Raw genomic sequence first — 23436 nt, forward strand, 5'->3', positions numbered from 1 at the left:
CCTACCCTGACCCGTTCATCTCCGCAGCCAGATGCGCCCTCAGCGCCATCTGGGCCAGGCTTGCCTGACGGTCCCGATGGGTGATCATGGCGAAGTCGCGCTTCGGCAATTCGATCGGCACGGCTCTCAGGCTCCCCTCGGCGACGGCCCGCCCGACGACGAGCTCCGAAATAATGGTCGCGCCAGCACCCGCCTCGACCGCCTGGCGAACCGCCTCGTTGCTGGGCAGCACCAGAAATATCTGCAAGTCGGCAAGTGAAATCCCCTCGCGGCGCGCCAAGTCCTCCAGCACTTCGCGCGTGCCGGAGCCGCCTTCGCGGATAATCCAGCGCAGACCGGTGATGTCTGGGCGGCCCGGTGCGGTTTCGGCGATCTTGGGATGGGAACTGGCAACGACCAGCATCAGCCGGTCGGTGTCGACCTTGGCGCGGCGCAACAAGTCGGACTCGGTGCGCCCTTCGACCAGGCCGAGATCGGCGGTTCCATCGAGCACGCTGGCCTCGACCTGCCTTGTGTTGCCGATGGTGACGCTCAGCCTGACGGCGGGATAGGCCTCGTGGAAGGAGGCCAGCCGGCGCGGCAGCCAATAGCTGGCAATGGTCAGGCTGGCGGCGATGGAGAGGCTGCCGGCGACCGTCTGCGAAACATGTTCCAGCACGTTGCGGGCGGCGGCGGCACGCTCCAGAACGGCCTTGGCCTCGGGCAGGAACCGGTGGCCGGTCTGGGCCAGCTCAATATTGCGGCCGACGCGGTTGAACAGATGGACACCGTGCTGCTCTTCCAGCGCGCGAATGGCCGCCGACGCGGCCGACTGGGAAATGCCCAGGAGCTCGGCTGCCTTGGTCATGTGGCCGCGCTCGGCGACGGCGACGAAAATGCGCAACTGATCCAGGGTCATGCGTGCATTAAGAAGCAATATCGATCGAATTTACAAGAACAACTGATTAGACGGGTCGATAGCTTTATTCTACTTTTTCAGGCGAAGTTAGAAAAAATTAGCCTGCAGGTCGCAGAGAACAAAATGATCGGGCGGTTCAGATCCCTGCTTGCGCATTGGACCCGCGGCATCCGGCGCCGGTTGGCCGGTGATCGATATCACCCGGAAGAGCATTACATGCGCGGCCCCGGGCCGAAGACGCGAGCCAAATCCGCCGGCCGCGCGAGCAGCACGGGATGATGATGCAAGGACCGCCGCGCGGCGCCAATTCAGCCCCCTCGCAACGCCAGCTTGCCGACACACGCGCGCCCGATGAAGGCGATGGTGTCGACACCTCGCCTGACGTTTCCGACAGCATCGCCAAGACCACCTGCTACATGTGCGCCTGTCGCTGCGGCATCGACGTGCATATCAAGGACGGCAAGATCCGCTACATCAACGGCAACAAGGATCATCCGGTCAATCGCGGCGTGATCTGCGGCAAGGGCAGTTCCGGTATCATGCAGCACTACAGCCCGGCCAGGCTGAAGAAACCATTGCTACGCACCGGCCCGCGCGGCTCGGGCGATTTCCGCGAGATCGAGTGGGAGGAAGCCTTCTCGATCGCCACCGAGCGGCTGTCGAAGATCCGCCGGACCGATCCTAAAAAACTTGCCTTCTTCACCGGTCGTGACCAGTCGCAATCCTTGACGGGCTGGTGGGCGAGCCAGTTCGGCACGTCGAACTTTGCCGCCCATGGCGGCTTTTGTTCGGTGAATATGGCGGCCGGGGGCCTTTACACGATCGGCGGCTCGTTCTGGGAGTTCGGCGAGCCCGATTGGGACAACACGAAATACTTCATGCTGTTCGGCGTCGCCGAGGACCATGATTCCAATCCGATCAAGATCGGGCTGGGCAAGCTCAAGGCACGCGGCGCCAAGGTGGTGTCGATCAATCCGTGCCGGACGGGCTACAATGCGATCGCTGACGACTGGATCGGCATCCGGCCCGGCACGGACGGCCTGTTCGTGTTCGCGCTTATCCACGAACTCTTGAAGGCGGGTCGCGTCGACCTCGATTATCTGCTCCGCTACACCAACGCGCATGTCCTGGTCATTCAGGAACCGGGCGCGGCCGATGACGGGCTGTTCGCGCGCGACAGCGACGGCAATCCGCTGGCATGGGACAGAGTGGCGAAGCGTCCGGTGAGCGCCGCCGATGCCGACGCCAAACCGGCACTGACCGGCAGCTACGATGTCGATGGCCGCCGCTGCGTGCCGGTGTTCCAGCTCATTGCGGACCGCTATCTCGAGGAGAGGTACGCACCAGATGCGGTCGCGGAGCGTTGCGGCATCTCCGCCGGAACGATCCGCCGGATCGCCGCCGAACTTGCCCATGTCGCCCTCGAACAGGCGATCGAACTGCCGATCGCGTGGACCGACTGGGCCGGGCGCCGGCATGAGACGATCAAGGGACGGCCCGTTTCGATGCACGCGATGCGCGGCATCTCGGCCCATTCCAACGGCTTTCACACCTGCCGTGCCATCCATCTGCTGCAGGTTCTTCTGGGCACGGTGGATGTTCCCGGCGGCTTCCGCTTCAAGCCGCCGTACCCCAGGTCGGCGCCGCCGGGCCCGAAGCCCTGCGGCAAGGACGTAAGGCCGATGACGCCGCTCGACGGCATGCCGCTCGGTTTCGTTTGTGGACCCGACGATCTGCTGGTCGACGAAGCCGGCACGCCGCTGCGCATCGACAAGGCCTATTCCTGGGATTCGCCGCTTGCGGCGCACGGTTTGATGCACACGGTCATCCGCAATGCCTGGGCCGGCGACCCATACCCAATCGACACGCTGATGATGTACATGTCGAACATGGCCTGGAATTCCTCGATGAACACCGTCGAGACCATGGCCATGCTCACGGACCATGACGAAGCGGGCAACTACAGGATCCCCTTCATCATCTATTCCGACGCCTATTATTCCGAGACCGTGCCGTTCGCGGACCTCGTCCTGCCCGACACCACGTATCTCGAGCGTCACGACTGCATCAGCCTGCTCGACCGGCCGATCAGCCATGCCGACGGGCCGGGCGACGCCATTCGCCATCCTGTCGTCGAGCCCGACCGCGACGTGAGGCCGTTCCAGTCGGTGCTGATCGAACTCGGCGCGCGGCTCGCCTTGCCCGGCTTCGTCGATGACGACGGCTCGGCGAAGTACCGCGACTATGCCGACTACATCGTCAATCATGAACGCACGCCCGGCATCGGCCCGCTCGCCGGCTGGCGCGGCAAGGACGAAACCTCGATCGGCAAGGGCGACGTCAACCCCAACCAGTTGCAACGCTACATCGACAATGGCGGTTTCTGGCACCACGACTTCGCCGACGACCAGCGCTACTACAAGATGGCCAACCGCTCCTATCTCGATTTCGCGGTGCAACTGGGCTTCATCCCCCAGGCCGAGCCGATCGTCTTCCAGCTCTATTGCGAACCATTGCAACGCTTCCGCCTCGCCGCGCGCGGCCATGGTCCGGTGCAACCACCCGAGACAGAGCGCAACCGCATCGAGACCTACATGGACCCGCTGCCGTTCTGGTACGTGCCCTTCGAGGAAGCGGCCGTCGATCTGCAGAAATATCCGCTGCATGCGCTGACGCAGCGGCCGATGCACATGTACCATGCCTGGGGTTCGCAGAACGCGTGGTTGCGGCAGATCACCAGCCAGAACCGCCTGTTCGTACATCACCGGACGGCGGCCGGCCTCGGCCTAGCCGACGACGACTGGGTGTGGATCGAGAGCGTCAACGGCAAGGTGAAGGGGCAGATCAAGCTGGTCGACGGGGTGAACGAGAGCACGGTCTGGACCTGGAACGCGATCGGCAAAAGGCGCGGCAGCTGGGGGCTGAAGGACGATGCCGCCGAGAGCAATCGCGGCTTCCTGCTCAACCACATCATCGGTGACCAGACTTCTGCTGACGCCAGCGGCAAACGCTATTCGAATTCCGATCCGGTCACGGGACAAGCCGCGTGGTTCGATCTGCGCGTCCGCATCGTCAAATGCGCGGCTGAAGAGGCCGGCTTCACCGAACCGCAATTCGAGCGTTTTCACCAGCCGCCGCATTTCGAACCCTCGCCCGACAAGCTCACTTTCGGCGCCGGGTTCCGGCAGGCAAGAGAGGCGGCCGAATGACCTGTCTTCCCAGTCCAGGCGGCAAGAAGCTTGGCCTCGTCATCGACCTCGACACCTGTGTCGGCTGCCAGGCCTGCGTCACCGCCTGCAAGGAGTGGAACACCGGCGGCCACATGGCGCCGCTGACCGACATCCACCCTTATGGCAGCCATGTCGACGGGGTCTGGTTCAACCGCGTGCACAGCTACGAGCACATCACCGAGATGGGAGGGCGCACGGTGAACTTCCCGCGCTCCTGCCTGCATTGCGAGACGCCGGCCTGCGTCACCGTCTGCCCGACGGGCGCCTCCTACAAACGCGCCTCCGACGGCATCGTGCTGATCGACGAGGACAAGTGCATCGGTTGCAAACTGTGCAGCTGGGCCTGCCCTTACGGCGCGCGCGAGTTCGATACGGATGTCGGCGTGATGAAGAAATGCACGCTCTGCGTCGACCGCATCTACAACGACAATCTGGCCGAAGAGGACCGCGTGCCGGCCTGCGTCGCCGCCTGCCCGACCAGCGCCCGGCATTTCGGCGACCTCGGCGATCCCCAATCCCCCGTTTCGCAACTGGTGGCGGAGCGGGGCGGTGTCGACCTGATGCCCGAACTCGGCTATCACCCGACCAACAAATACCTGCCACCGCGCGCTCACACGCAACGCGCCGCATCGGTGCCCGCGAAGGCATTGGAGCCGGTGCGGGCCGAAGGCGGTCTCCTGGGCTGGGTCGACCGCATGCTTTCGAGCTGACCATCCATGCATCCAGCTTTTTCGGTCGTCTTCTTCACCACCGCCACGGGTGCCGGCTATGGGCTGCTCGCACTGCTCGGCGTGCTCGGCCCGCTCGGCTTCATCGCCCCTGATTTCTGGTTGGGCTTCGTCGGAATGGGACTGGCGCTCGGCATGATCGCGGCCGGCCTGTTGTCGTCGACCGGCCATCTCGGCCGACCCGAACGTGCCTGGCGGGCGTTCTCGCAATGGCGCAGTTCGTGGCTGGCGCGCGAAGGTATCGCCTCGGTCGCTACCTTCATTCCCGCAGGCCTTTTCGGTGTGGGCTGGATCTTCCTTGGCCGGCTCGACGGCTGGGTGGCGGCCGCGGGGCTTCTGTCCACCTTCGGCGCCATCGCTACGGTCTGCATGACCGGCATGATCTATGCCTCGCTGAAGCCGATTGCGCAGTGGCACAGTCCCTATACCTTGCCCGGCTATCTTATCTTCTCGGCGATGAGCGGCTGCGTGCTAGTGAATGCCCTGCTGCAAGGCTTTGCGCTCGGCTCGACTATTCTCCTCGCCGCTTCCGTACTGCTCACCTTGCTTGGCTTGGGCTGGAAGCTGGCGACCTGGCGCCACAATGACCTGCTTGAAATCCAAACCAACGCCAACACCGCGACCGGGCTCGCCGGCGGGATGGTGCAATCCCTGGAATGGCCGCATACCGAGGAGAACTACCTGCTCAAGGAAATGGGCTTCCGCATCGCGCGCAAGCATAGCGCGAAGCTGCGCCGGATCGCGCAGGCACTGGCCTTCGGTTTGCCGATCCTGTTGCTGATCGCCGCCTTCGCCTTGCCGTGGCCGTTTGCGGCGTTGTTGTCGGCGCTCGCCGCGATCGTCCAGTTCGCCGGCATGCTGGTCGAGCGCTGGCTGTTCTTCGCCGAAGCGAAGCACACGGTCATGCTCTATTATGGACGATAGATCTCAGCCTGGCCGCAGCATCGAGCGGGAGATGGCGAAGATGCGGTCGGTGCCCAGCATGTAGGCCATCAACGATTCCAGCCGGAACAGGCCGGCATAGGCTTGGTCGAGGACGTTGAGCGAACCGGTATAGGCGCCGAAGGCCGGCATGATCATGCGGCCGCCGTCGCTGGCAAAGCAGCGCCGCCGCACCGAACGGCCTTGCTGCACGATGCGGGCGCAGGGATGCAGATGGCCCGATATTTCGCCTTCTACCCGCACCTTCGATGGCTCGTGCCGGAACAGCAGCGAACCTATGGCCAGTTCCCGCACGGTGTCGCCGGGCAGGTCCGCGGGCGCTTCGGGGTCATGATTGCCGGCGACCCAGAACCAGTCACGGCCTGCCATCAGCGCTTCCAGCCGTTCGCGAAAACTTTGATGCATGCGTTTGGCGCCGCCGCCGTCGTGAAAGGAGTCGCCCAGGCTGATGACGATCGAGGGCTGGTAGTCTGATATCACCGCCTGCAGCCGCAGCAGGGTCGTGCCGGTATCGTAGGGCGGGATCAGCGTGCCGCGCCTTGCCAGCGACGACCCCTTCTCCAGATGCAGGTCCGATACCGTCAGCAGCCTGAGACCGGGAAAATAGAGCACGCCGCGCGGATCGCAGACTGCGCGCTCGCCCGCGATGCCGACAAGGTCGGCCTCGCCGATCAGCGATGCGCGCGCCAGCGAAAAGTTCATTCGTCAACCATCCCCGGGCCCATGGCCTCTTCGACCAGCGTCGCCGCGTCCATCAGCAGCGTTTCATCGGCCTCGCCATTGACCGGCATCTTGCCGATCTCGAGCATGATCGGCACGGCAAGCGGCGAAATCTGTTCGAGCGCCTTATGCATGATTCGACCCTGGATGCGCGAGAGCATGTCGGCAAGTCTGCTGACATCGAGCAGGCCGGTCGCCGCGTCGGCACGCGTCGCCTGAAGCAGGATGTGGTCCGGCTCATGGCTGCGCAGCACATCGTAGATCAGGTCGGTCGACACAGTGACCTGCCGGCCGCTCTTCTCCTGGCCGGGGTGGCGTTTTTCGATCAGGCCGGAGATCAGCGCGCAATTGCGGAAAGTGCGCTTGAGAAGCCAGCTGTCGGCCAGCCAGGCTTCGAGATCGTCGCCCAGCATATCCTGGTCGAACAGCGCGCCGAGCGACGGTTTCCTCGCTTTGAACATCGCGCCCATGTCGCCCAGTGACCATATGGCGAGCGCATAGTCGGTGGCGACGAAGCCGAGCGGCCTGGCGCCGGCCCTGTCGAGGCGACGGGTGAGCAGCATGCCAAGCGTCTGGTGCGCGAGCCTGCCCTCGAAGGGATAGGCGACCAGATAGTGGCGGTTGCCCCGCGGAAAGGTCTCGATCAGCAAATCGTCGCGCTTGGGCAGCATCGATTTGTCCGACTGGAACCGCAGCCAGTCGGCCACCTGCTCCGGCAGCTTCTTCCAGCGCTGCGGATCGTCCAGCATGATGCGGACCTGCTCGGCCAGGTAGGTCGAGAGCGGAAACTTGCCGCCGCCATAATAGGGCACCTTGGCGTCACTGCCCGGCGCGTTCGAGACGAAGCATTCATTTTCGCGGATGCCTTCGAAGCGCAGCACCTTGCCGGCGAACATGAAGGTATCGCCATGTGTCAAGGTTTCGAGGAACGCCTCCTCGATCTTGCCGAGCACGCGGCCGCCGTGCGACGCCGAGCCTTTGCTGCCGGCCTTGACGTAACGGACGTTGAGCGCCGGCACCTCGATGATGGTGCCGACATTCAGCCTGTATTGCTGGGCGACACGCGGATTGGATACGCGCCACAGTCCATCCTTGTTCAGGCGGATGCGTGCATAGCGCTCGTAATTCTTCAGCGCGTAACCGCCGGTGGCGACGAAATCGACCACGCGGTCGAATGTCGGACGATCGAGGCCGGCATAGGGTGCCGCCGTTCGCACCTCTTCATACAGGCCATCGGCGCGGAATGGCGCCCCGCAGGCACAACCCAGGACATGCTGGGCCAGCACGTCGAGCCCGCCATCGACCAGCGGCGGCGTATCCTGCGCGCCGAGATAATTGGCGTCGAGCGCGGCCCGGCATTCCAGCACCTCGAAACGGTTGGCGGGGATCAGGATCGCCTTCGACGGCTCATCCATGCGGTGGTTGGCACGGCCGATGCGCTGCGCCAGCCGGCTGGCGCCCTTCGGCGCACCGACATGCACGACCAGATCGACATCGCCCCAGTCGATGCCGAGATCGAGCGTCGAGGTGGCGACGATGGCGCGCAGCGCGTTCTCGCCCATCGCCTTCTCGACGCGCCGGCGCTGGGCGACATCGAGCGAGCCGTGATGCAGGGCGATCGGCAAGGTGTCCTCGTTGACCCGCCACAACTCCTGGAACAGCAGCTCCGCCTGGCTGCGTGTGTTGACGAACAGCAAGGTCGTCTTGTGGCGCTTGATCTCGCGGTAGATTTCCGGCGTGGCGTAGCGCGCCGAGTGCCCCGCCCAAGGTACCCGCTCCTCGGAATCGAGGATCGAGATTTCGGGCTTCGCGCCGCCCGTCACAATGATCAATTCCGCCATGCCACCCGGCGGGTTCTGGCTGACCAGCCAGCGCCGCAATTCGTCCGGCTCGGCCACAGTCGCCGACAGCCCGATCGTCTGAAGGCCAGGGACAAAGCTGCGCAGTCGCGCCAGCCCAAGCGCCAGCAGATGGCCGCGCTTCGATGTCACCAGCGAATGCAATTCGTCGAGCACGACATAGCGCAGATCCTCGAAGAAGCGTCTGGCATCGCCTGCCGCGATCAGCAGCGCCAGTTGCTCGGGCGTGGTGAGCAGGATATCGGGCGGCGCAAGTTTCTGGCGCTGGCGCTTGTGGGCGGGGGTGTCGCCGGTGCGTGTTTCGATGGACACGGGCAGGCCGATCTCCTCGACTGGCTTGCCGAGATTGCGCTCGATGTCGACGGCCAGTGCCTTCAACGGCGAAATGTACAGCGTGTGGATGCCGCGCCGCGCCTGGCCTGGTTTTCGCCTTGGCCTGACGGCCAGTTCGGTCAGCGACGGCAGGAAGCCGGCCAGCGTCTTGCCGGCGCCGGTCGGCGCGATCAACAGCACCGATTGCCCGGCTTGGGCCTTCGCCAGGAGTTCGATCTGATGGGCGCGCGGCGACCAGCCTTTCTCGCCGAACCATTTTACGAATGGCTCGGGCAGGACGACGGCGGCATTCTGGTCGGCGAGGCGAGGCAGCTCGGTCACGCGTCAGAGGTAGCGCGGCGGCAGGCAATCGCCAAGCGGAATCGGAACAAAAGGGGACCGAAAAGCCTTACGGGCGCCGGAACCCCGTCGGCGCGCCATAGAGATAGCCGATGCGGGCGATGGCTTCCTTCAGCCCTTCGCGCGACACAAGCATGGTGTGGCCGTTGGCGTGGATCATGGTTTCGGCGTCGGTCATGATGGCGACGTGACCTTTCCAGAACACCAGGTCACCGCGTCGCAGCCCCGAAAAATCAGGACCCGGCTGAAGCGGCTCGCCGATCGAAGCGGCCTGCATGTCGGTATCGCGCAACACCTCCCTGCCGGCCATGCGCATGGCCAGTTGCACCAGGCCGGAGCAATCGATGCCGAAGCCGGAAACACCGCCCCACAGATAGGGCGTGCCGAGAAACGTCTCGGCCACGGACACATAGTCGCCAGCCACTTCGCCGATCGGCCGCAGATGGCCAGCGATCATGGCTTCACCGGAGGGCAGCAGCGCATAGTGCGTACCGCGTGTTTCGGCGGCACCCGTCACGGTTGTCGTCGATCCCATCGACAGTTGCCCGGCGATCGGAAAGCGCAGATCCGGGCCGGGATAAAGGAACGTACGCGGCACCGAGACGATATGGGTGGGCGCACGGTCCCGCCTGCCCAGCATAACGTCGGCGACATAGCCGACATAGCCGTCTCGCTCGGTCTGGATCCAGGCCCAGCCTTCTCTATCCTCGAAAACCAGGACATCGTCGCCGAACAGAGCTTGCGTGTTGATGCCCGAATCCAGCGTCGGCGCCTTGCGGATATCGGCCACCGGGACCGAAATCCGCGCTGGCCGACCCGCTACGAAACGGTCGGCAACGACCTCTCCTTTCAACCTGGCATCGGCCAGATCGGAGCGGAAGGCATGAAGGCGTGCGTCGTGGGCGGTCAAATCGGCAACCTTGTTGAATGGGCACTACAGTCAGATCGGCAGGTCGTGGGCCTTGGCAATGATACCATCGCCGAAGCGCTCGACAAATAGCGCGCCTTCGACGGTGCGCTTGATCAGGACATTGCGCTTGTCGAGCTCGTCGCGATGGCGCGACACCAGTTTCAGCGCGCCCATCGTGTCGAGCGCGCGCGTGATGACCGGCTTGGTGACGTTGAGGCGGGCGGCAAGCCCGCGTACGGTGTGCGGCGGCGGATCGAGATAGATGGTGAACAGGATCGCCGTCTGGCGCATGGTGAGATCAGGCGCGTCCTCGCGAACCTGCGACAGCATCACCTGCTGCCACAGTCGCAAGGCTTGGCTCGGGCGCATCGCAATCGACATCGCGCCATGATGACGGCAAATTGTTTCGGTTCCGTTTCAGTTTCTGCAATTTGCCGGCTCTGCTTGCGCATCAGCCATGGCGCGTCGAGATGATCCGCTCCAGCGCCCGGATCCCTTGCGCCTCGCCACCGGCGGGGCCGTAGGGGCGATCGGCGGGGTTCCAGGCGAAGATGTCGAAATGCGCCCAGCTTGCCGACTTTTCGACGAAGCGCTTGAGGAACAGCGCTGCGGTGATCGAGCCGGCGAAACCATCCGTGGTAACGTTGTTGATGTCGGCGATCTTCGACGACAATTTCGCATCGTAGGGCCGCCATAGCGGCATGCGCCACAGCGGATCCTCGACTGCCAGCGATGCCGCTGCCAGCTCCGAGGCAAGCGCCTCGTCATCGGTGTAGAAGGGCGGCAGGTCGGGGCCAAGCGCGACGCGGGCTGCTCCGGTCAGGGTCGCCATGTCGATCAGAAGCCGCGGTTCCTCCTCGTCGGCCAGCGCCAGCGCATCGCCCAGCACCAGCCTCCCTTCCGCGTCCGTATTGCCGATCTCGACCGAGATGCCCTTTCGGCTCGCCAGCACGTCGCCCGGGCGAAAGGCGTTGCCGGCAATCGAATTCTCGACCGCGGGGATCAGCACCCGCAGCCGCACCTTGAGCCCAGCCGCCATGATCATCGAGGCCAGGCCAAGCACATTGGCCGCGCCGCCCATGTCCTTCTTCATCAGCAGCATGCCCGAAGAAGGCTTGATGTCGAGGCCGCCCGTGTCGAAGCAGACACCCTTGCCGACCAGCGTCACCTTCGGCGCGCCTTGCTGCCCCCATGTCATGTCGATCAGGCGCGGCGCATCGGACGAGGCGCGACCGACGGCGTGAATCATCGGGAAATTCTGTGTGAGCAGGTCGTCGCCCTTGATGACGGAGACTTCGGCCTTGTGGGTCCCAGCCAGGGTCCGCACCGCCCTCTCCAGATCGTCCGGCCCCATGTCGCTGGTCGGCGTGTTGACAAGGTCGCGAGCCAGGAAGACGCCGTCGGCTATACTACGAACACGTTTTGCGTCGGCGCCGGCAGGCAGGTCGAAGCGCAGCGCCTTGCCCGGCTTCTTGCCGTAGCGGGTAAAGACATAACCGCCGAGCACGATTGCAAGAGCCGCCAATTCCGGCTGGGCCGGCTTGGACGCGAAATGCCAGTCGCCCTCCGGCAAGGTTTTCGCCAGGGCGCCGATGGCAAGCGCGCCCTCGCCGTCACCAAGACCGAACAGGGCGCCCGCGAGCACTCCGTTCTCACCGGGCACGACCAGCGTCCTGCCGGCCTCGCCGGAAAAGCCGTTTGCCTTGGCCCAGGCGACAATGGACGGCGACAGACCGGCCACCTCCAGGCCGTCCCTGGCGACCAGATGGATCGGCAGCGGGTTCTTCAGCTTGTTCTCGACCAGTTCTACGGACATCAGATGTTTCTCCTGCCGAGCTCGCCCGAGTCGGCGCTTCTTAACCCTCCGTTAGGGTTAACAGAATATTTCTGCTGGAGGGAAGATGGCCACGCAATGGCCACACGTATGAATGGAGGCCCAGGGTGCCGATGCCGACCAACCGCACGATAAACATCCGGGGAAAGCGGCTCATCACCACGGCGTTCATGCTGGCGCTCGCGGCAGGTGTCGCGGGATGCGCAACCGACAAGCTCACCACCGGCTCGATCGGACGCACCAGCGGCAAGCCGCTGGAGACGATGTCGGCGGGAGAACTACACAATGCCACGGCAGCACTCGGCCAATCCTACGCCAGGAGTCCCAACGACAAGCGTATCGCGACCAACTTCGCGGCCGCGCTGCAGATGGATGGCGATGCCGACCAGTCACTCGCCGTGATGCGCAAGCTGGCGATCGCCTATCCCAAGGACCGCGACGTACTCGCCGCCTACGGCAAGGCACTGGCCGCCAACGGCCAGTTCGAGGCGGCGCTCGATGCGGTGCGCCGCGCACAGACGCCGGAATATCCCGACTGGAGGCTGGTCTCCGCCGAAGGAGCCATACTTGATCAGCTCAACCAGAAGGATGAAGCGCGCCAGCTTTACCGCAAGGCCCTCGAACTCAAGCCCAACGAGCCTTCGATCCTTTCCAATCTCGGCATGTCCTATGTGCTGGAAGGGGATCTGCGCACCGCCGAAACCTATATGCGGTCGGCGGCCCAGCAGCCGAACGCCGATAGCCGGGTGCGCCAGAACCTGGCGCTCGTCGTCGGCCTGCAGGGCCGTTTCGACGAAGCCGAAAAGATCGCCTCGCAGGAACTTTCGCCCGATCAGGCACAGGCCAACGTCGCCTATCTCAGGCAGATGCTGGCCCAGCAGAACGCCTGGAGCCAGCTGAAGGATCAGGACAAGGCGAAACCGGCGAAAACCGCCACCAACTGATCGCCGCGCTTGCCGTAAATCGTAAAAAGCCGCGCTCGATTGCAGCGCGGCTTTTGTTTCCGCGGACGGATTCTGCGTTGGTTTACTGGCTGGTCGACGCGGCCGCCCCGGAATGATCGCCGAAGATGCCGCGCTGGCTGACCTGGATGCCCGCCGGCCCCAGGATGATGGCGAACAGCACCGGCAGGAAGAACAAGATCATCGGCACGGTGAGTTTGGGCGGCAGGGCGGCCGCCTTTTTCTCGGCGGCGTTCATGCGCATGTCGCGGCTTTCCGCGGCAAGCACGCGCAGCGCGTGCGCCACCGGCGTGCCGTAGCGCTCGGCCTGGACAAGCGCCTGCGATACCGACTTGACCGATTCCAGCCCCGTGCGACTGGCCAGGTTTTCATAAGCCTGCTTGCGCTCCTGCAGATAGGAGAGCTCGGCATTGGTCAGGATGAATTCTTCCGCCAGGGCCACCGACTGCGCGCCGATCTCGTCGGCGACCTTGCGCAGTGCGGCTTCCACCGACATACCGGATTCCACGCAGATCAGCATCAGGTCGAGCGCATCCGGCCACGCCATCTGGATCGACTGCTTGCGCTTGGTCGCACGGTTGTTGACGTAGAGGACCGGCGTGTAGAAGCCGCCATAGGCAACCAGGATGCATACGAACAGCCGGACCACCAACGGCTTGTCGGGCAATCCTCCGAGCACGAAAATATAGATCAGACCGAGCGCGAAGCCGACAAAAGGAAGCACCAGCCGGAAGAACAGAAAACGCGTCAGCGGGTTCTGTCCGCGAAAGCCGGCAACCTTGAGCTTCTGCAAGGTGGCCTCGTCGGCCAACGCACGCCGTAGATCGAGCCGGTCGACAATGTTGCGCATGCCGACCGACTGTTGCTCGCGCAGACCCTTGCGGCGGCGATCGGCCTCGGTCGCTAGCCGCGCGCGCTGCTTGGCGCGAAGCTCATCACGCTCCAGCGCGACCGACTTCATGCGCGCCTTGAGCGGGTTTCCGCCAAACGCCGGCAGCAACGTAAAGACGGTTGCGAATACGGCGATGGCAACCAGCAGCGCAATCAGGAAGCTGGGATCCGTCAGTGATTTGATGGCTTGTTCGGTCATGCCACGGCCCTAGACTTCAAAGTTCATCATCTTGCGCATCACGAAGATGCCGATCGACATCCAGACGGCGGCGAAACCGAGTATCAAATGGCCGACGCTGGTCGTGAACAGCGGCATCAGATAGTTGGGACTGGAGAGATAGACGAGAAAGGCGACGATGAAAGGCAAGGCGCCGATGATGGCGGCGGATGCTTTCGCTTCCATCGACAGTGCCGCGACCTTGGCCTTCATCTTCTTGCGGTCGCGCAACACGCGCGAAAGGTTGCCCAGCGCCTCGGAGAGATTGCCGCCGGCCTGCGACTGGATCTGGATGACGATGCCGAAGAAACTCGCCTCTGTGCATGGCATGGTTTCGGGCATGCGCAAGGTCGCGTCGGGGATCGACATTCCCATCTGCTGCGAATCGACTATCCGGCGAAACTCGGTCTTCACGGGCTCAGGCGATTCATTGGCGATCAGGCGTATGGCGTCGTTCAGCGGCAGGCCGGACTTGACCGCCCGCACGATGATGTCGAGCGCATTTGGAAATTCGTTGAGGAATGCCTTGACGCGGCGAATGCGACGAAAAGAAACGAACCAACGCGGCAGGCCGAGCGCTCCGGCGAGCAGCACTCCGGGCAAGACAATCATCGGCGCACCAGCCACGAACGCGACGATTGCCAGCGCGAGGCCGCATATGGCCGAATAGATATAGAACCGCTCGATCGGCACCTTCATCCCAGCCTGGCGAAGCTGGGCTTTCAGCGGCGGCTTCTTGACGGCGTTGTCCTTGGTCTTCTGCTTCTCGTCGAGTTCCTTCAGCGAATCCTGCACCGATTTACGGCGCTTGGCCGCGTCCGCCGCGCGGTCGCGCGTCGCCTTGACGACAGAACGGTCCGTCTCGGCGGCCTTGATCGTTTCAAGCCGCTTTCCGGCCTGTTTCTCATTGCTGATCTGGGTGAACAGGAATGCATAGGCGACCGCGCCGGCGCTGAAGCCGGCGAGCACGACAAACGCCAATACGGTGCCGTCAATTCCAAACATCGACCAGAACCTTCACGCCTGCGGATGCGTCAGTCAGCACGTTTCTCCATAGCCTCGAGCGCTGTGGCGAGACGCTGCTCCTCGCCATAGTATCGAGCCCGCTCCCAGAAGTGGGGGCGGCCGATGCCGGTCGAGACGTGCTCACCCAGCAGCCTGCCGTTGGCGTCTTCGCCCTTGATATTGTAGAGGACGATATCCTGCGTGATGATGACGTCGCCCTCCATCCCGATCACTTCGGTGATATGGGTGATGCGGCGCGATCCATCGCGCAGGCGCGCCGCCTGGATGATCACGTCGATGGAGCCGACGACGATTTCGCGCACCGTTTTCTGCGGCAGCGAATAGCCGCCCATGGCGATCATGGATTCGATACGGTTCAGGCATTCGCGCGGGCTGTTGGAGTGGATCGTCCCCATCGAGCCGTCATGGCCGGTATTCATCGCCTGCAGAAGGTCGAAGACCTCGGGTCCGCGCACTTCGCCGACGATGATGCGTTCGGGCCGCATGCGCAGGCAGTTCTTGACCAGGTCGCGCATCGTCACCTCGCCCTCGCCCTCGAGGTTGGGCGGACGCGTTTCCAGGCGCACGACATGCGGCTGCTGCAGCTGCAGTTCGGCCGAATCCTCGCAGGTGATGACGCGCTCGTCACGGTCGATGTAGTTGGTCAGGCAGTTGAGCAACGTCGTCTTGCCGGAGCCGGTGCCGCCCGAGATGACGATGTTGCAGCGAACACGGCCGATGATCTTGAGAACTTCGGCCCCTTGCGGAGAGATGGCGCCGAACTTGACCAGCTGATCGAGCGTCAGCTTGTCCTTCTTGAATTTGCGGATGGTGAGCGCGGTGCCGTCGATGGCCAGCGGCGGCGCAATGACGTTGACGCGCGACCCGTCGGGAAGACGGGCGTCGCAGATCGGGCTGGATTCGTCGACGCGGCGGCCGACCTGGCTGACGATGCGCTGGCAGATGTTGAGCAGCTGCTGGTTGTCGCGGAAGCGGATGCTGGTCTGTTCGACCTTGCCGTTGACTTCGATGTAGACGTTCTTGGACCCGTTGACCATGATGTCGGCGATGTCGTCGCGCGCGAGCAACGGCTCGAGCGGCCCATAGCCAAGCACGTCATTGCAGATGTCCTCGAGCAGTTCTTCCTGCTCGGCGATCGACATCGCGAAGTTCTTGATCGCGATGATGTCGTTGACGATGTCGCGGATTTCCTCGCGGGCGGTTTCGGGATCGAGCTTGGCGAGTTGCGACAGGTCGATCGTATCGATGAGGGCCGAGAAAACCTGGCTCTTGGTATCGTAGTAGGTTTCGCTCTTTTCGCGGCCTTTCCTCGGTTCCGGCGCCATCGGTGGCGCCTCGACCGCGCGCCTGGCCGATGGCGCGACAGGCGCGCTCGGCTGAGGCGTGGGCGCGGGCCGGGCAAGAATCGCGGTGTCCGCCGAAACCGCGGCGGCCGGCGCGACCGGTGCCGGCTGGCGAAATTCCGGCGTGAACCGGTTGCCGTCGTCGTTGCCTCTTTTACCGAACATGACCGACTACCGACCCCATTGCGTCACTTCTTGTTGCGCGAGAGCTTGCCGAGCAGACTGCCCAGGCCAGCCTTCTTTTTCGCCCGGATTTCGCTGCGGCCGGTCAGCACATGAGCAATTTCGTTGATGGTGGCCACAACCGGGTTCTTGGCATCCATCTCGCCCAGCATGCGTCCGTTGTTCGCGGCATTGCCGAACAGCACGGGATCAAAGCCGATGACCGACATCGGTGTCAGGCCGAGCGGCTCGGCGAAATCGGATGGCGATATCTCCGGCCGCTTGGGCACGCCGGCCTGGTTGATGATCAATTTCGGCGGCGGGTCGTTCGGGCGAAGCCGCTTCAACATGTCGACCAGGTTCTTGGTGTTGCGCAGATTGGCCAGTTCCGGCGTTGCCGTGATGACGATCTCGTCGGCCTTGACCAGCGTGTTCTTGGCCCACCCGGTCCAGATATGGGGCACGTCGAGCACAAGGAGCGGCACGCTGCGCTGCGCGGTATCGACAAGTTGCACGAAGGCATCGGGATCGAAATCGTAGACGCGATCCAGCGTCGAGGGCGCCGCGAGCAGCGACAGATGCTCGGCGCATTGGGTCAGCAGCCGGTCGAGATAGACTTCGTCGATGCGCTCGGGCGAGAACACAGCCTCGGCGATGCCCTGCGCCGGATCCTGATCGAAATTGATGTTGGCGGTGCCGAAGGCGAGATCGAGGTCGGCCACAACGACCTCGGATTTGAACAGGGAGGACATTGCCCAGGCGACATTGTGGGCGATCGTGGAAGAACCGACGCCGCCCTTGGCGCCGACGAAGGCGACCGAGCGGCCGAGCGGTTCAGCTTCCGGATCGACGAAGATCGACGACACGACACTGACGACGTCGGCCATCGACACCGGCGCGATGACATATTCCGAGATGCCGGAGCGGATGAGTTCGCGATAGAGACCAACGTCGTTGTAGTGGCCGATCACCACCACTTTCGAGGATGGATCGCAATATTCCGAGAGCTGGGCGAGTTGCTCCAGCAGTTGCTTGGGTTCGCTGCGTGATTCCAGCAGAATCAGGTTCGGTGTCGGCGCCGACTGGTAGAACTCGATGGCGGTGGGAACACCGCCCATATGAACCTTGAGATGCGCCTTGGTCATGCGGCGGTCCTCGCCGGCGCGCTGGACCGGATTGGCAACGCCCTCCGTTTCGCAGAATGCCTGGATCGAAATACGTGGAACCGGCCGCAATGCCTGCATCGCGGCGACGTCCTGCAGCGAGGTATCACCGCCCTCCACGGTGGCGTCATAGGCAAGGTTGCTCATGGTCATGCTCTTTCCGTGGCCTGTTCGTGGCGTCGCTTCTTTCCGAGGGCGGCTTAGTAAGTCACTTCCGAGTTGCCGAGGAATTCAGTCGAAATGCCCCTGCTTCGGTACACGTCTATAACCGCACCACGATTTTCCGCGTCGATGGTGGTCTGCTTGCGGGGCCCGAGAAGATCATTTGGATTGGCCATCTGGGCGGCAAGATTGTTCTGGTAGGAGCAGCCGAAGTCGGCGTAGTGCTTGTTCTCAGACGTTTCCACCAGGTCAGCGGGCCAGCGTCCGCATTTGTCGGTCTGTGCCCTCACCGCGATATAAGAGACGCGAACGGGGGCCGATGCCTCGCTCGATCCAGCCTGATAGGGGACCACGACGATCCGGTTGCGCTTGACGCCGGCGGCGACCGCGAGCCGGGCGAAATCACGGCCGGCCGCTGTCGCGGCGACCTCATTGGCCGACCCGCTTGGAACCTGGATCGTCAATGCCGGAGCCGCGCTCTTGTCGTAGCCATCGAGGAAGCCAAGAAGCGTGTCGCGCTGCGAGCCGGTCATGCCACGGTCGCCGGCGCCGACAGGAAGATCGATCTTCTGGTTCTTCTCCGCGATGACGATCGGATGATTGGTGCGATAGTCATCGGGGATGGCGCCGACGGTAACGCTGTCGCGCTGGGCACAACCGGCCAGCAGAGCCGACAGCGCCACCGCCATGATCGGAAGCGCCCGCAGGCTCCGAGAACGGCCGGAGCACATCGCCATGGTCCTTGCCTTCAATGCTGACTGAGACATGTGTGCTTTCCCGTTCACTTGTAGATGAAGCCGACAACGCCGTGATAGCGGCCGTTGGGCCTGTCGGTCTGCATGGTGCCGTAGACGCGATTGACCTTGCCCAAGAACATGCCGGCGCCGTCGCTCGGCGGGTTGAAATTGTCGTCCGGCTTGGCGAGATCATTGCGTGCTACCGGCCGAGCCAGATAGGGCGTGATGATGATGACGAGCTCGCTTTCGTTGCGGACGAAGTCCCTGCTGCGGAAGAGCGCACCAAGGACGGGAATCTTTGTCAACCCGGGCAAGCCGTTGACGGCCTGCCTGACATCGTCGCGAACCAAGCCGGCGATCATCATGGAACCGCCTGAGGGCAGTTCGACCGTCGTATCGGCAAGGCGCTTGCGCAGCGATAGGAGATTCGTACCTGGGCTCGTCACACCATTGGAAAGCGGCACGGATCCTTCAGTCGTTGGCTCCGAAACCGAGGTTCTGACCTTCAGGCTGATGCGGCCGGGAGACAGCACGACCGGCTGGAATTCCAGGCCGATGCCATACTCGATCTTGTCGATGGAATAGGTTGTCAGGCCAGTCTGGTTGTCGGTGGATACGTTCTGGGAGACCCCGGTCACCATGTTGTATTCGCCACCGACCTTGAAGGTCGCCTTCTCGCCGGATACGGCGGTCAAGGTCGGCTCTGCCAGCGTCTTCATGACCCCGGACTCCTCCATGGCGTTGATATAGGCCATCAGTGCCGAGTTGCCGATGCTGAGACCTGAATGCGACAGCTGCTTACCCAATCCCGAGAAATTGTCGCTGATCGCACCATAGCTGATGCCATTGCTGCCGCCGTTGCCGATCAAGTTGACGCCGAGCTGCTTCATCACGGAACGGCTGACTTCGGCCACTGTCACCTTGAGCGTTACCTGATCGTCGCCGATGATCTGCAAGAGATTGACAATTTTCGAGGTACGGCGCTGCTGGTCCGGGTTGTTGATGTCGACGCCGCTCTGGGCCGAGCCGCCGGCAGCGGTCTGCGAATATTGTCCTGTCGTCGCTTCACCGCCGGAGACGAAGATCGTCGCCAGGTCGACGGCGCGTTTCGCGTCAAGCGGCGTGTCGACGGTGCCGGTCAGGATAACGTTGTCATTCAGCAGTTCCACCTTGACGGCCGAGGTCGGAAGGAAGCGCTTGATATAATCCTCCAGGCCGGCGACGTCGCGCTCGATGGCCAGGTCCAGGCTGGCGATCTGTTCGCCGTTCGGCCCAAAGACGAAGATGTTGGTTTCGCCGACGGCCTTGCCGAAGAGGTAGATACGCCTTGCGGTGCGGGTCACCGCGTCGGCAACGGAGGGGTTGGCGACAAGAATGTCATAGGCATCGCTCGGCAGGTCTATGACCACCGACTTGTTGAGGCCGAGCTTGACGCGCTGGGTGGCTGTCGTAGCCGATACCTGCGTGCTCTTCGCCTCGACGCCCTGCACATTCGCTCCAACGAGCAGCAGGCCGAATGCCGTGGCGACGATTGCCGGCAGTTTAGCGATTAGCCTCATTTCCTTGCCCCTACTTCGGAGACTTCGCCCGACTTGATCAATCTCACTGTCCCCTTGCGGCCATTGCCGGAAACGAGATAGTCGGCCTCGCCCACATTCTTTTCCTGGGTGTCCGTAATCGCCCGCAGCGCCAGTGTCAGGCGATCCGCCATCTGCTGGGCGACGGTGATGATCTCCGCCTGTTTGGGCGTCAGCTCCAGCGTGGCTGTCTGGCCCACCTTGGTCTTCTTGCCCTCCTCGTCCTCCTGGATGGTCTGGTCGATTGCCAGGACGCGGATATTCTTGAGGATGGTCTCGGTGTTGAAGCCGGCGCCGCCGCTGTTGGCATCGGCCCTGCGGGTCATGATGACGTCGACGAAATCGTTTGGAAGAATGAAGCCGCCGGCCGAAGTGTCCGCCGATATCGTCGTTGCGACCGCCCGCATGCCGGAAGGCAGGATGGACGACATGAAGCTTTGTCCCTCGCCGATCAGCTTGGAGCGCCGCACGGGCTCGCCCGCATACATCGCCACGCGGGCAATCGACCCCTTCAATTTCTCCAAAGCGTCGGGAGCGGTGGCCTTGGTGATGAAATTCGCGTTGATGCCGTCAGCGGGCCAGGATTGCCAGGTTATGTTGTTCTCGAGCGCGTTGCCCATTGCGACATCGCCCGAGAGCACAAGCACGTCCTGCAGGGACACCGCGGGCGCCTGTGGGCCAGCATCGACGACGACCTGGGGCGGCGGAGCGACCATGTTTTTCGCGACATAGCCGGCACCGCCCGCCGCGGCCACCGCCACGCTCAGAATAATCAATCGGGATGCTGGCATCTGTCCGAACCCTCGCCCTTGGCAAACCACCTAGCCAAGCCGGACTTTGCAGCGGCAATCGTCAAAACAAGGTTAATGCAATGCTTACGATCGTGATTAATTTAAGGTTTATATAAATTAGAATGGATCGCGCCGCGAGGCGCGGAAAAGCTGGGCTGCCGCTCCGCAAAGCCGGCGTGCAAGGCATGTCAGCCGAAGAAATTTAATGAATTCAGCTCGCCAGCCTTGCCAGCGCCCACACCATCAAAGGCGAATCCGGGTAGGTCAGCAGGCCACCCAGGCCCAGCGCGATCCCGTAGGGAACACCGGCTGACTCTTCCGCGAAATGACGCAGGAATGGATTGCGTCCGGTGAAAACCGCCAGCGGCGATTTCCGGTAAAGCAGGATCGCGATTGTCAGAAGGCCGCCGATGATTGTCGAGGCGACAAGATATTCGACGAGATTTACGTTGAACCCCATCCAAACGGCCGTGGCTGCCAGCAGCTTGGCATCGCCACCGCCCATGCCACCCAAGGCGAACAGACCGAACGTGACGGCCAGGACGATTGCGCCGGCGGCGAAATGCCAGCCGTAGGCCGCCCATTCCATGCCCGTCAGCGGCGCCACCAGCGCGAAGACGACGACAAGCAGCACCGGCACGCGATTGGCGATCGTCATCGACAGCATGTCGGAAATCGCGGCAAACAGCATGCAGAACGGAAAGACGACGAAGATCAGGGCTTCAAGCATCGGCGATTGTGCCTATTGTGCGGATTCCACAGAAACTCAATCTAGGCTGGTTCGATTAACGATTGATGAGGTCCGTAGTGAAAAGACGACCGTTTCCGCTGCGCCCCCGAGACAGGTAAAACAAGACAGGGGCCGCCATGGGGCGGCCCCTGTCCAGAATGCAATCCGAGCGATCAGCAATAAGCAGATTAGCTGCCGCTGCTGTTCAGCGTGCTTCCGATCGAGGTGAACTTGGCGTTGATGGCATTGCCGAGTGCGCCGGCGCCGGTGATGATGGCGAGCGCGATGAGAGCGGCGATCAGACCATATTCGATAGCGGTCGCGCCGGATTCGTCCTTCACGAAACGTGCAAAAAGGTTAGACATTCGAGAGCTCCTACTCCACGTGTTACAGCACTTCCGTCAACTTCTGTGATGGTTGATCGGATGCTGCCAATCTAGGGAGAAGCTCTTTCGATCGGCTTAATAAACAGCCTTACCGATTCCTTTCCCGCCCCGAACCAAGTGCGTGGTTAACTCCATACTAAGCGCTGGCTAATATCCCGCTTCGCGGGTCAACGCCGCAAAAGGCAAGGGCTTGGGGAAGCTTGCGGCCCCTGCGCGGATCCGGCCATGGGGGCAGCCATGCCGACCACTATATACGGCGGCGGCGAGCCGACTTAACCGTTGGTTCACCAATCTCGTTCATGTTCCGTTGAACAGTCCGCTTGCGTGGAGCGCCTTGATGGCCGTGCCGAGATCCTCAATCCTGATTGCCGCGCTTCTTGCCGCCGCCAGCTCGATCACACCCGCCAGGGCTGGCGCCGACATCGAGGTCACCATGAATCAGGCCAAGATCGTGAAACTGTCACGCCCCGCCGACACGATCGTCGTGGGCAACCCGGCAATCGCCGACGCTTCCGTCCAGGATGCCTCGACGGTCGTGCTCACCGGCAAGGGTTTCGGTGTCACCAATCTCGTGGTTCTCGACCAGGACGGCAGCCCGATCGTCGACGCACAGGTAACCGTGGTCCGCCAGGCAGCCTCGTCGGTTCGCATTTACCGGCGCGCGGAAGTCCAGACCATGTCGTGCACGCCCTATTGCGAAAGCTCCTACAAGAGCGAGGCGGAGAAATCGTCCGAAGCCGAGATGAGCGCCAGCAAATAGGCTGCACGGAGCGCGCCCATGGCCCAGGTTACCGCCTGGTTAAAACGCCCGCGCCGACTTTAACGATCATTCAAACCGGACCTCAATTGGTTTGCGCTAACAGACCTGTCAGCACCGTCCAGGGATGGCAGGAACATCGCATGAGCAAGCAGTTCAGCTCTACAGGTCAGCACAAGGTGGAGCGCGCCAGGTCTTTTCAACGCTTTGTGCGCGACCGGCGCGGCAGTACGGCGCTGGAGTTCGCGCTGCTTGCCATGCCATTTGCGCTCCTCGTTTTCGCCATCCTCGAAAGCTGCATCTCGTTTGCCAGCCAGGAGGTGATGGCCAACATCACCGACGATGTCGCGCGCCGGCTGCGCACCGGTCAGTTGACGGCCGCCGACGTCGCCGGAGACAATTTGAAGAACATGATCTGCGACAAGCTGGAAATCATCGTTTCCCAGGATTGTCCCAATCAGTTGAGCGTCGATCTTCGCCAATACACGACATTCGCCGACGCGGCCCTGGCCGGCTTCAGGATTCAGGCCGGTGACATCAAGCTGACGAAGAACGGTGCCGATGTGCCCTTTACCGTCACGCGGGGTGCGGCGGAATCAAGGAACATGCTGCGGGTCTTTTACAAATGGCCCATCATGACCGATTTGATGGCGCAGTCGATGGGAGGCAACAAGACCCTGCATTTCGCGTCGGTGACCTGGCAGAACGAGCCGTTCGACAATTGAGACCACCACGGAAG

22 protein-coding genes are annotated in these 23436 nt (G+C 62.9%); 7 read left to right on the top strand and 15 right to left on the bottom strand.

The window, feature by feature from the left end:
• Position 1 precedes the first annotated feature (1 nt).
• Positions 2-898, bottom strand: coding sequence for a LysR family transcriptional regulator (locus tag FJ970_RS31000; RefSeq protein WP_140757843.1), 897 nt, complete (start codon positions 896-898; stop codon positions 2-4).
• On the opposite strand from FJ970_RS31000, the gene FJ970_RS31005 reads away from it, so the two are divergent.
• The 4 genes from FJ970_RS31005 to FJ970_RS31020 are packed head-to-tail and all read left to right on the top strand — an operon-like array spanning position 848 to position 5780.
• The gene (locus FJ970_RS31005) at positions 848-1177 is read left to right on the top strand and encodes a hypothetical protein (RefSeq protein ID WP_140757844.1); all 330 of its coding nucleotides are present in this window, start codon (positions 848-850) and stop codon (positions 1175-1177) included. The genes FJ970_RS31000 and FJ970_RS31005 overlap by 51 nt on opposite strands.
• A complete protein-coding gene (locus FJ970_RS31010; RefSeq protein ID WP_181178449.1) occupies positions 1177-4107 on the top strand; it encodes a molybdopterin oxidoreductase family protein in 2931 nt (976 codons plus the stop codon). Before FJ970_RS31005 ends, FJ970_RS31010 begins: the two co-directional genes overlap by 1 nt.
• Positions 4104-4838 carry a 4Fe-4S dicluster domain-containing protein gene (locus tag FJ970_RS31015; RefSeq protein WP_140757845.1) on the top strand — a complete coding sequence of 245 codons (735 nt, stop codon included), beginning with the start codon at positions 4104-4106 and terminating at the stop codon, positions 4836-4838. Before FJ970_RS31010 ends, FJ970_RS31015 begins: the two co-directional genes overlap by 4 nt.
• A 6-nt stretch (positions 4839-4844) precedes the next feature.
• Positions 4845-5780 carry a dimethyl sulfoxide reductase anchor subunit family protein gene (locus FJ970_RS31020; protein ID WP_140757846.1) on the top strand — a complete coding sequence of 312 codons (936 nt, stop codon included), beginning with the start codon at positions 4845-4847 and terminating at the stop codon, positions 5778-5780.
• Between the two features lie 3 nt (positions 5781-5783).
• On the opposite strand, the gene pdeM is transcribed toward FJ970_RS31020, so the two are convergent.
• The 5 genes from pdeM to FJ970_RS31045 all read right to left on the bottom strand — a co-directional run bounded on the left by pdeM (position 5784) and on the right by FJ970_RS31045 (position 11775).
• Positions 5784-6500: a ligase-associated DNA damage response endonuclease PdeM gene (gene pdeM, locus FJ970_RS31025; RefSeq protein ID WP_140757847.1), complete on the bottom strand. Its 717-nt coding sequence runs from the start codon at positions 6498-6500 to the stop codon at positions 5784-5786.
• Positions 6497-9031 (bottom strand): ligase-associated DNA damage response DEXH box helicase, encoded by a 2535-nt coding sequence (locus FJ970_RS31030; protein WP_140757848.1) that lies wholly within the window; start codon positions 9029-9031, stop codon positions 6497-6499. Before FJ970_RS31030 ends, pdeM begins: the two co-directional genes overlap by 4 nt.
• A 67-nt stretch (positions 9032-9098) precedes the next feature.
• Positions 9099-9959, bottom strand: a complete 861-nt coding sequence (locus FJ970_RS31035; protein ID WP_140757849.1) for an NlpC/P60 family protein — start codon at positions 9957-9959, stop codon at positions 9099-9101.
• 30 nt (positions 9960-9989) lie between these two features.
• Positions 9990-10340 carry a MarR family winged helix-turn-helix transcriptional regulator gene (locus FJ970_RS31040; RefSeq protein ID WP_140507608.1) on the bottom strand — a complete coding sequence of 117 codons (351 nt, stop codon included), beginning with the start codon at positions 10338-10340 and terminating at the stop codon, positions 9990-9992.
• A gap of 70 nt (positions 10341-10410) precedes the next feature.
• Complete coding sequence (locus FJ970_RS31045) at positions 10411-11775, bottom strand: leucyl aminopeptidase family protein (RefSeq protein ID WP_140757850.1); 1365 nt, start codon at positions 11773-11775, stop codon at positions 10411-10413.
• 131 nt (positions 11776-11906) lie between these two features.
• On the opposite strand from FJ970_RS31045, the gene FJ970_RS31050 reads away from it, so the two are divergent.
• Complete coding sequence (locus FJ970_RS31050) at positions 11907-12737, top strand: tetratricopeptide repeat protein (protein WP_140757995.1); 831 nt, start codon at positions 11907-11909, stop codon at positions 12735-12737.
• Positions 12738-12819: 82 nt separating this feature from the next.
• On the opposite strand, the gene FJ970_RS31055 is transcribed toward FJ970_RS31050, so the two are convergent.
• The 9 genes from FJ970_RS31055 to FJ970_RS31095 all read right to left on the bottom strand — a co-directional run bounded on the left by FJ970_RS31055 (position 12820) and on the right by FJ970_RS31095 (position 21919).
• On the bottom strand, positions 12820-13845 hold the full coding sequence (locus FJ970_RS31055; RefSeq protein WP_140757851.1) for a type II secretion system F family protein: 1026 nt from the start codon (positions 13843-13845) through the stop codon (positions 12820-12822).
• A 9-nt stretch (positions 13846-13854) separates the two neighbouring features.
• Positions 13855-14868, bottom strand: a complete 1014-nt coding sequence (locus FJ970_RS31060; protein WP_140757852.1) for a type II secretion system F family protein — start codon at positions 14866-14868, stop codon at positions 13855-13857.
• 29 nt (positions 14869-14897) lie between these two features.
• Positions 14898-16397: a CpaF family protein gene (locus FJ970_RS31065; RefSeq protein ID WP_140757853.1), complete on the bottom strand. Its 1500-nt coding sequence runs from the start codon at positions 16395-16397 to the stop codon at positions 14898-14900.
• Between the two features lie 23 nt (positions 16398-16420).
• Complete coding sequence (locus FJ970_RS31070; protein ID WP_140757854.1) at positions 16421-17710, bottom strand: AAA family ATPase; 1290 nt, start codon at positions 17708-17710, stop codon at positions 16421-16423.
• Positions 17711-17757: 47 nt separating this feature from the next.
• Complete coding sequence (locus tag FJ970_RS31075) at positions 17758-18486, bottom strand: CpaD family pilus assembly protein (RefSeq protein WP_140757855.1); 729 nt, start codon at positions 18484-18486, stop codon at positions 17758-17760.
• A gap of 14 nt (positions 18487-18500) precedes the next feature.
• Positions 18501-20015, bottom strand: coding sequence for a type II and III secretion system protein family protein (locus tag FJ970_RS31080; protein WP_140757856.1), 1515 nt, complete (start codon positions 20013-20015; stop codon positions 18501-18503).
• Positions 20012-20824, bottom strand: a complete 813-nt coding sequence (gene cpaB / locus FJ970_RS31085; RefSeq protein ID WP_140757857.1) for a Flp pilus assembly protein CpaB — start codon at positions 20822-20824, stop codon at positions 20012-20014. Before cpaB ends, FJ970_RS31080 begins: the two co-directional genes overlap by 4 nt.
• 211 nt (positions 20825-21035) lie before the next feature.
• A complete protein-coding gene (locus FJ970_RS31090) occupies positions 21036-21554 on the bottom strand; it encodes a prepilin peptidase (protein WP_140757858.1) in 519 nt (172 codons plus the stop codon).
• A 188-nt stretch (positions 21555-21742) separates the two neighbouring features.
• A complete protein-coding gene (locus tag FJ970_RS31095; RefSeq protein ID WP_056569967.1) occupies positions 21743-21919 on the bottom strand; it encodes a Flp family type IVb pilin in 177 nt (58 codons plus the stop codon).
• 358 nt (positions 21920-22277) lie between these two features.
• Here FJ970_RS31095 and FJ970_RS31100 point away from each other — a divergent pair, with 358 nt between their 5' ends.
• Together FJ970_RS31100 and FJ970_RS31105 are read left to right on the top strand one after the other, a co-directional pair.
• A complete protein-coding gene (locus tag FJ970_RS31100) occupies positions 22278-22700 on the top strand; it encodes a pilus assembly protein N-terminal domain-containing protein (RefSeq protein WP_140757859.1) in 423 nt (140 codons plus the stop codon).
• 140 nt (positions 22701-22840) lie between these two features.
• Positions 22841-23422, top strand: coding sequence for a TadE/TadG family type IV pilus assembly protein (locus FJ970_RS31105; protein WP_140757860.1), 582 nt, complete (start codon positions 22841-22843; stop codon positions 23420-23422).
• Positions 23423-23436: the final 14 nt, after the last annotated feature.

Origin of the sequence: Mesorhizobium sp. B2-1-8 (assembly GCF_006442545.2) — a bacterium.
Classification (GTDB): Bacteria; Pseudomonadota; Alphaproteobacteria; order Rhizobiales; family Rhizobiaceae; genus Mesorhizobium.

What these genes read in the sequence shown, in the direction of transcription:
- cpaB (WP_140757857.1), bottom strand. Translation starts at nt 20,824, where the DNA reads ATGCCAGCATCCCGATTGATTATTCTGAGCGTGGCGGTGGCCGCGGCG.
- pdeM (WP_140757847.1), bottom strand. Translation starts at nt 6,500, where the DNA reads ATGAACTTTTCGCTGGCGCGCGCATCGCTGATCGGCGAGGCCGACCTT.
- FJ970_RS31055 (WP_140757851.1), bottom strand. Translation starts at nt 13,845, where the DNA reads ATGACCGAACAAGCCATCAAATCACTGACGGATCCCAGCTTCCTGATT.
- FJ970_RS31060 (WP_140757852.1), bottom strand. Translation starts at nt 14,868, where the DNA reads ATGTTTGGAATTGACGGCACCGTATTGGCGTTTGTCGTGCTCGCCGGC.
- FJ970_RS31090 (WP_140757858.1), bottom strand. Translation starts at nt 21,554, where the DNA reads ATGCTTGAAGCCCTGATCTTCGTCGTCTTTCCGTTCTGCATGCTGTTT.
- FJ970_RS31010 (WP_181178449.1), top strand. Translation starts at nt 1,177, where the DNA reads ATGATGCAAGGACCGCCGCGCGGCGCCAATTCAGCCCCCTCGCAACGC.
- FJ970_RS31105 (WP_140757860.1), top strand. Translation starts at nt 22,841, where the DNA reads ATGAGCAAGCAGTTCAGCTCTACAGGTCAGCACAAGGTGGAGCGCGCC.
- FJ970_RS31065 (WP_140757853.1), bottom strand. Translation starts at nt 16,397, where the DNA reads ATGTTCGGTAAAAGAGGCAACGACGACGGCAACCGGTTCACGCCGGAA.
- FJ970_RS31045 (WP_140757850.1), bottom strand. Translation starts at nt 11,775, where the DNA reads ATGTCCGTAGAACTGGTCGAGAACAAGCTGAAGAACCCGCTGCCGATC.
- FJ970_RS31075 (WP_140757855.1), bottom strand. Translation starts at nt 18,486, where the DNA reads ATGTCTCAGTCAGCATTGAAGGCAAGGACCATGGCGATGTGCTCCGGC.
- FJ970_RS31040 (WP_140507608.1), bottom strand. Translation starts at nt 10,340, where the DNA reads ATGTCGATTGCGATGCGCCCGAGCCAAGCCTTGCGACTGTGGCAGCAG.
- FJ970_RS31080 (WP_140757856.1), bottom strand. Translation starts at nt 20,015, where the DNA reads ATGAGGCTAATCGCTAAACTGCCGGCAATCGTCGCCACGGCATTCGGC.
- FJ970_RS31020 (WP_140757846.1), top strand. Translation starts at nt 4,845, where the DNA reads ATGCATCCAGCTTTTTCGGTCGTCTTCTTCACCACCGCCACGGGTGCC.
- FJ970_RS31070 (WP_140757854.1), bottom strand. Translation starts at nt 17,710, where the DNA reads ATGACCATGAGCAACCTTGCCTATGACGCCACCGTGGAGGGCGGTGAT.
- FJ970_RS31095 (WP_056569967.1), bottom strand. Translation starts at nt 21,919, where the DNA reads ATGTCTAACCTTTTTGCACGTTTCGTGAAGGACGAATCCGGCGCGACC.
- FJ970_RS31100 (WP_140757859.1), top strand. Translation starts at nt 22,278, where the DNA reads ATGGCCGTGCCGAGATCCTCAATCCTGATTGCCGCGCTTCTTGCCGCC.
- FJ970_RS31015 (WP_140757845.1), top strand. Translation starts at nt 4,104, where the DNA reads ATGACCTGTCTTCCCAGTCCAGGCGGCAAGAAGCTTGGCCTCGTCATC.
- FJ970_RS31000 (WP_140757843.1), bottom strand. Translation starts at nt 898, where the DNA reads ATGACCCTGGATCAGTTGCGCATTTTCGTCGCCGTCGCCGAGCGCGGC.
- FJ970_RS31050 (WP_140757995.1), top strand. Translation starts at nt 11,907, where the DNA reads ATGCCGACCAACCGCACGATAAACATCCGGGGAAAGCGGCTCATCACC.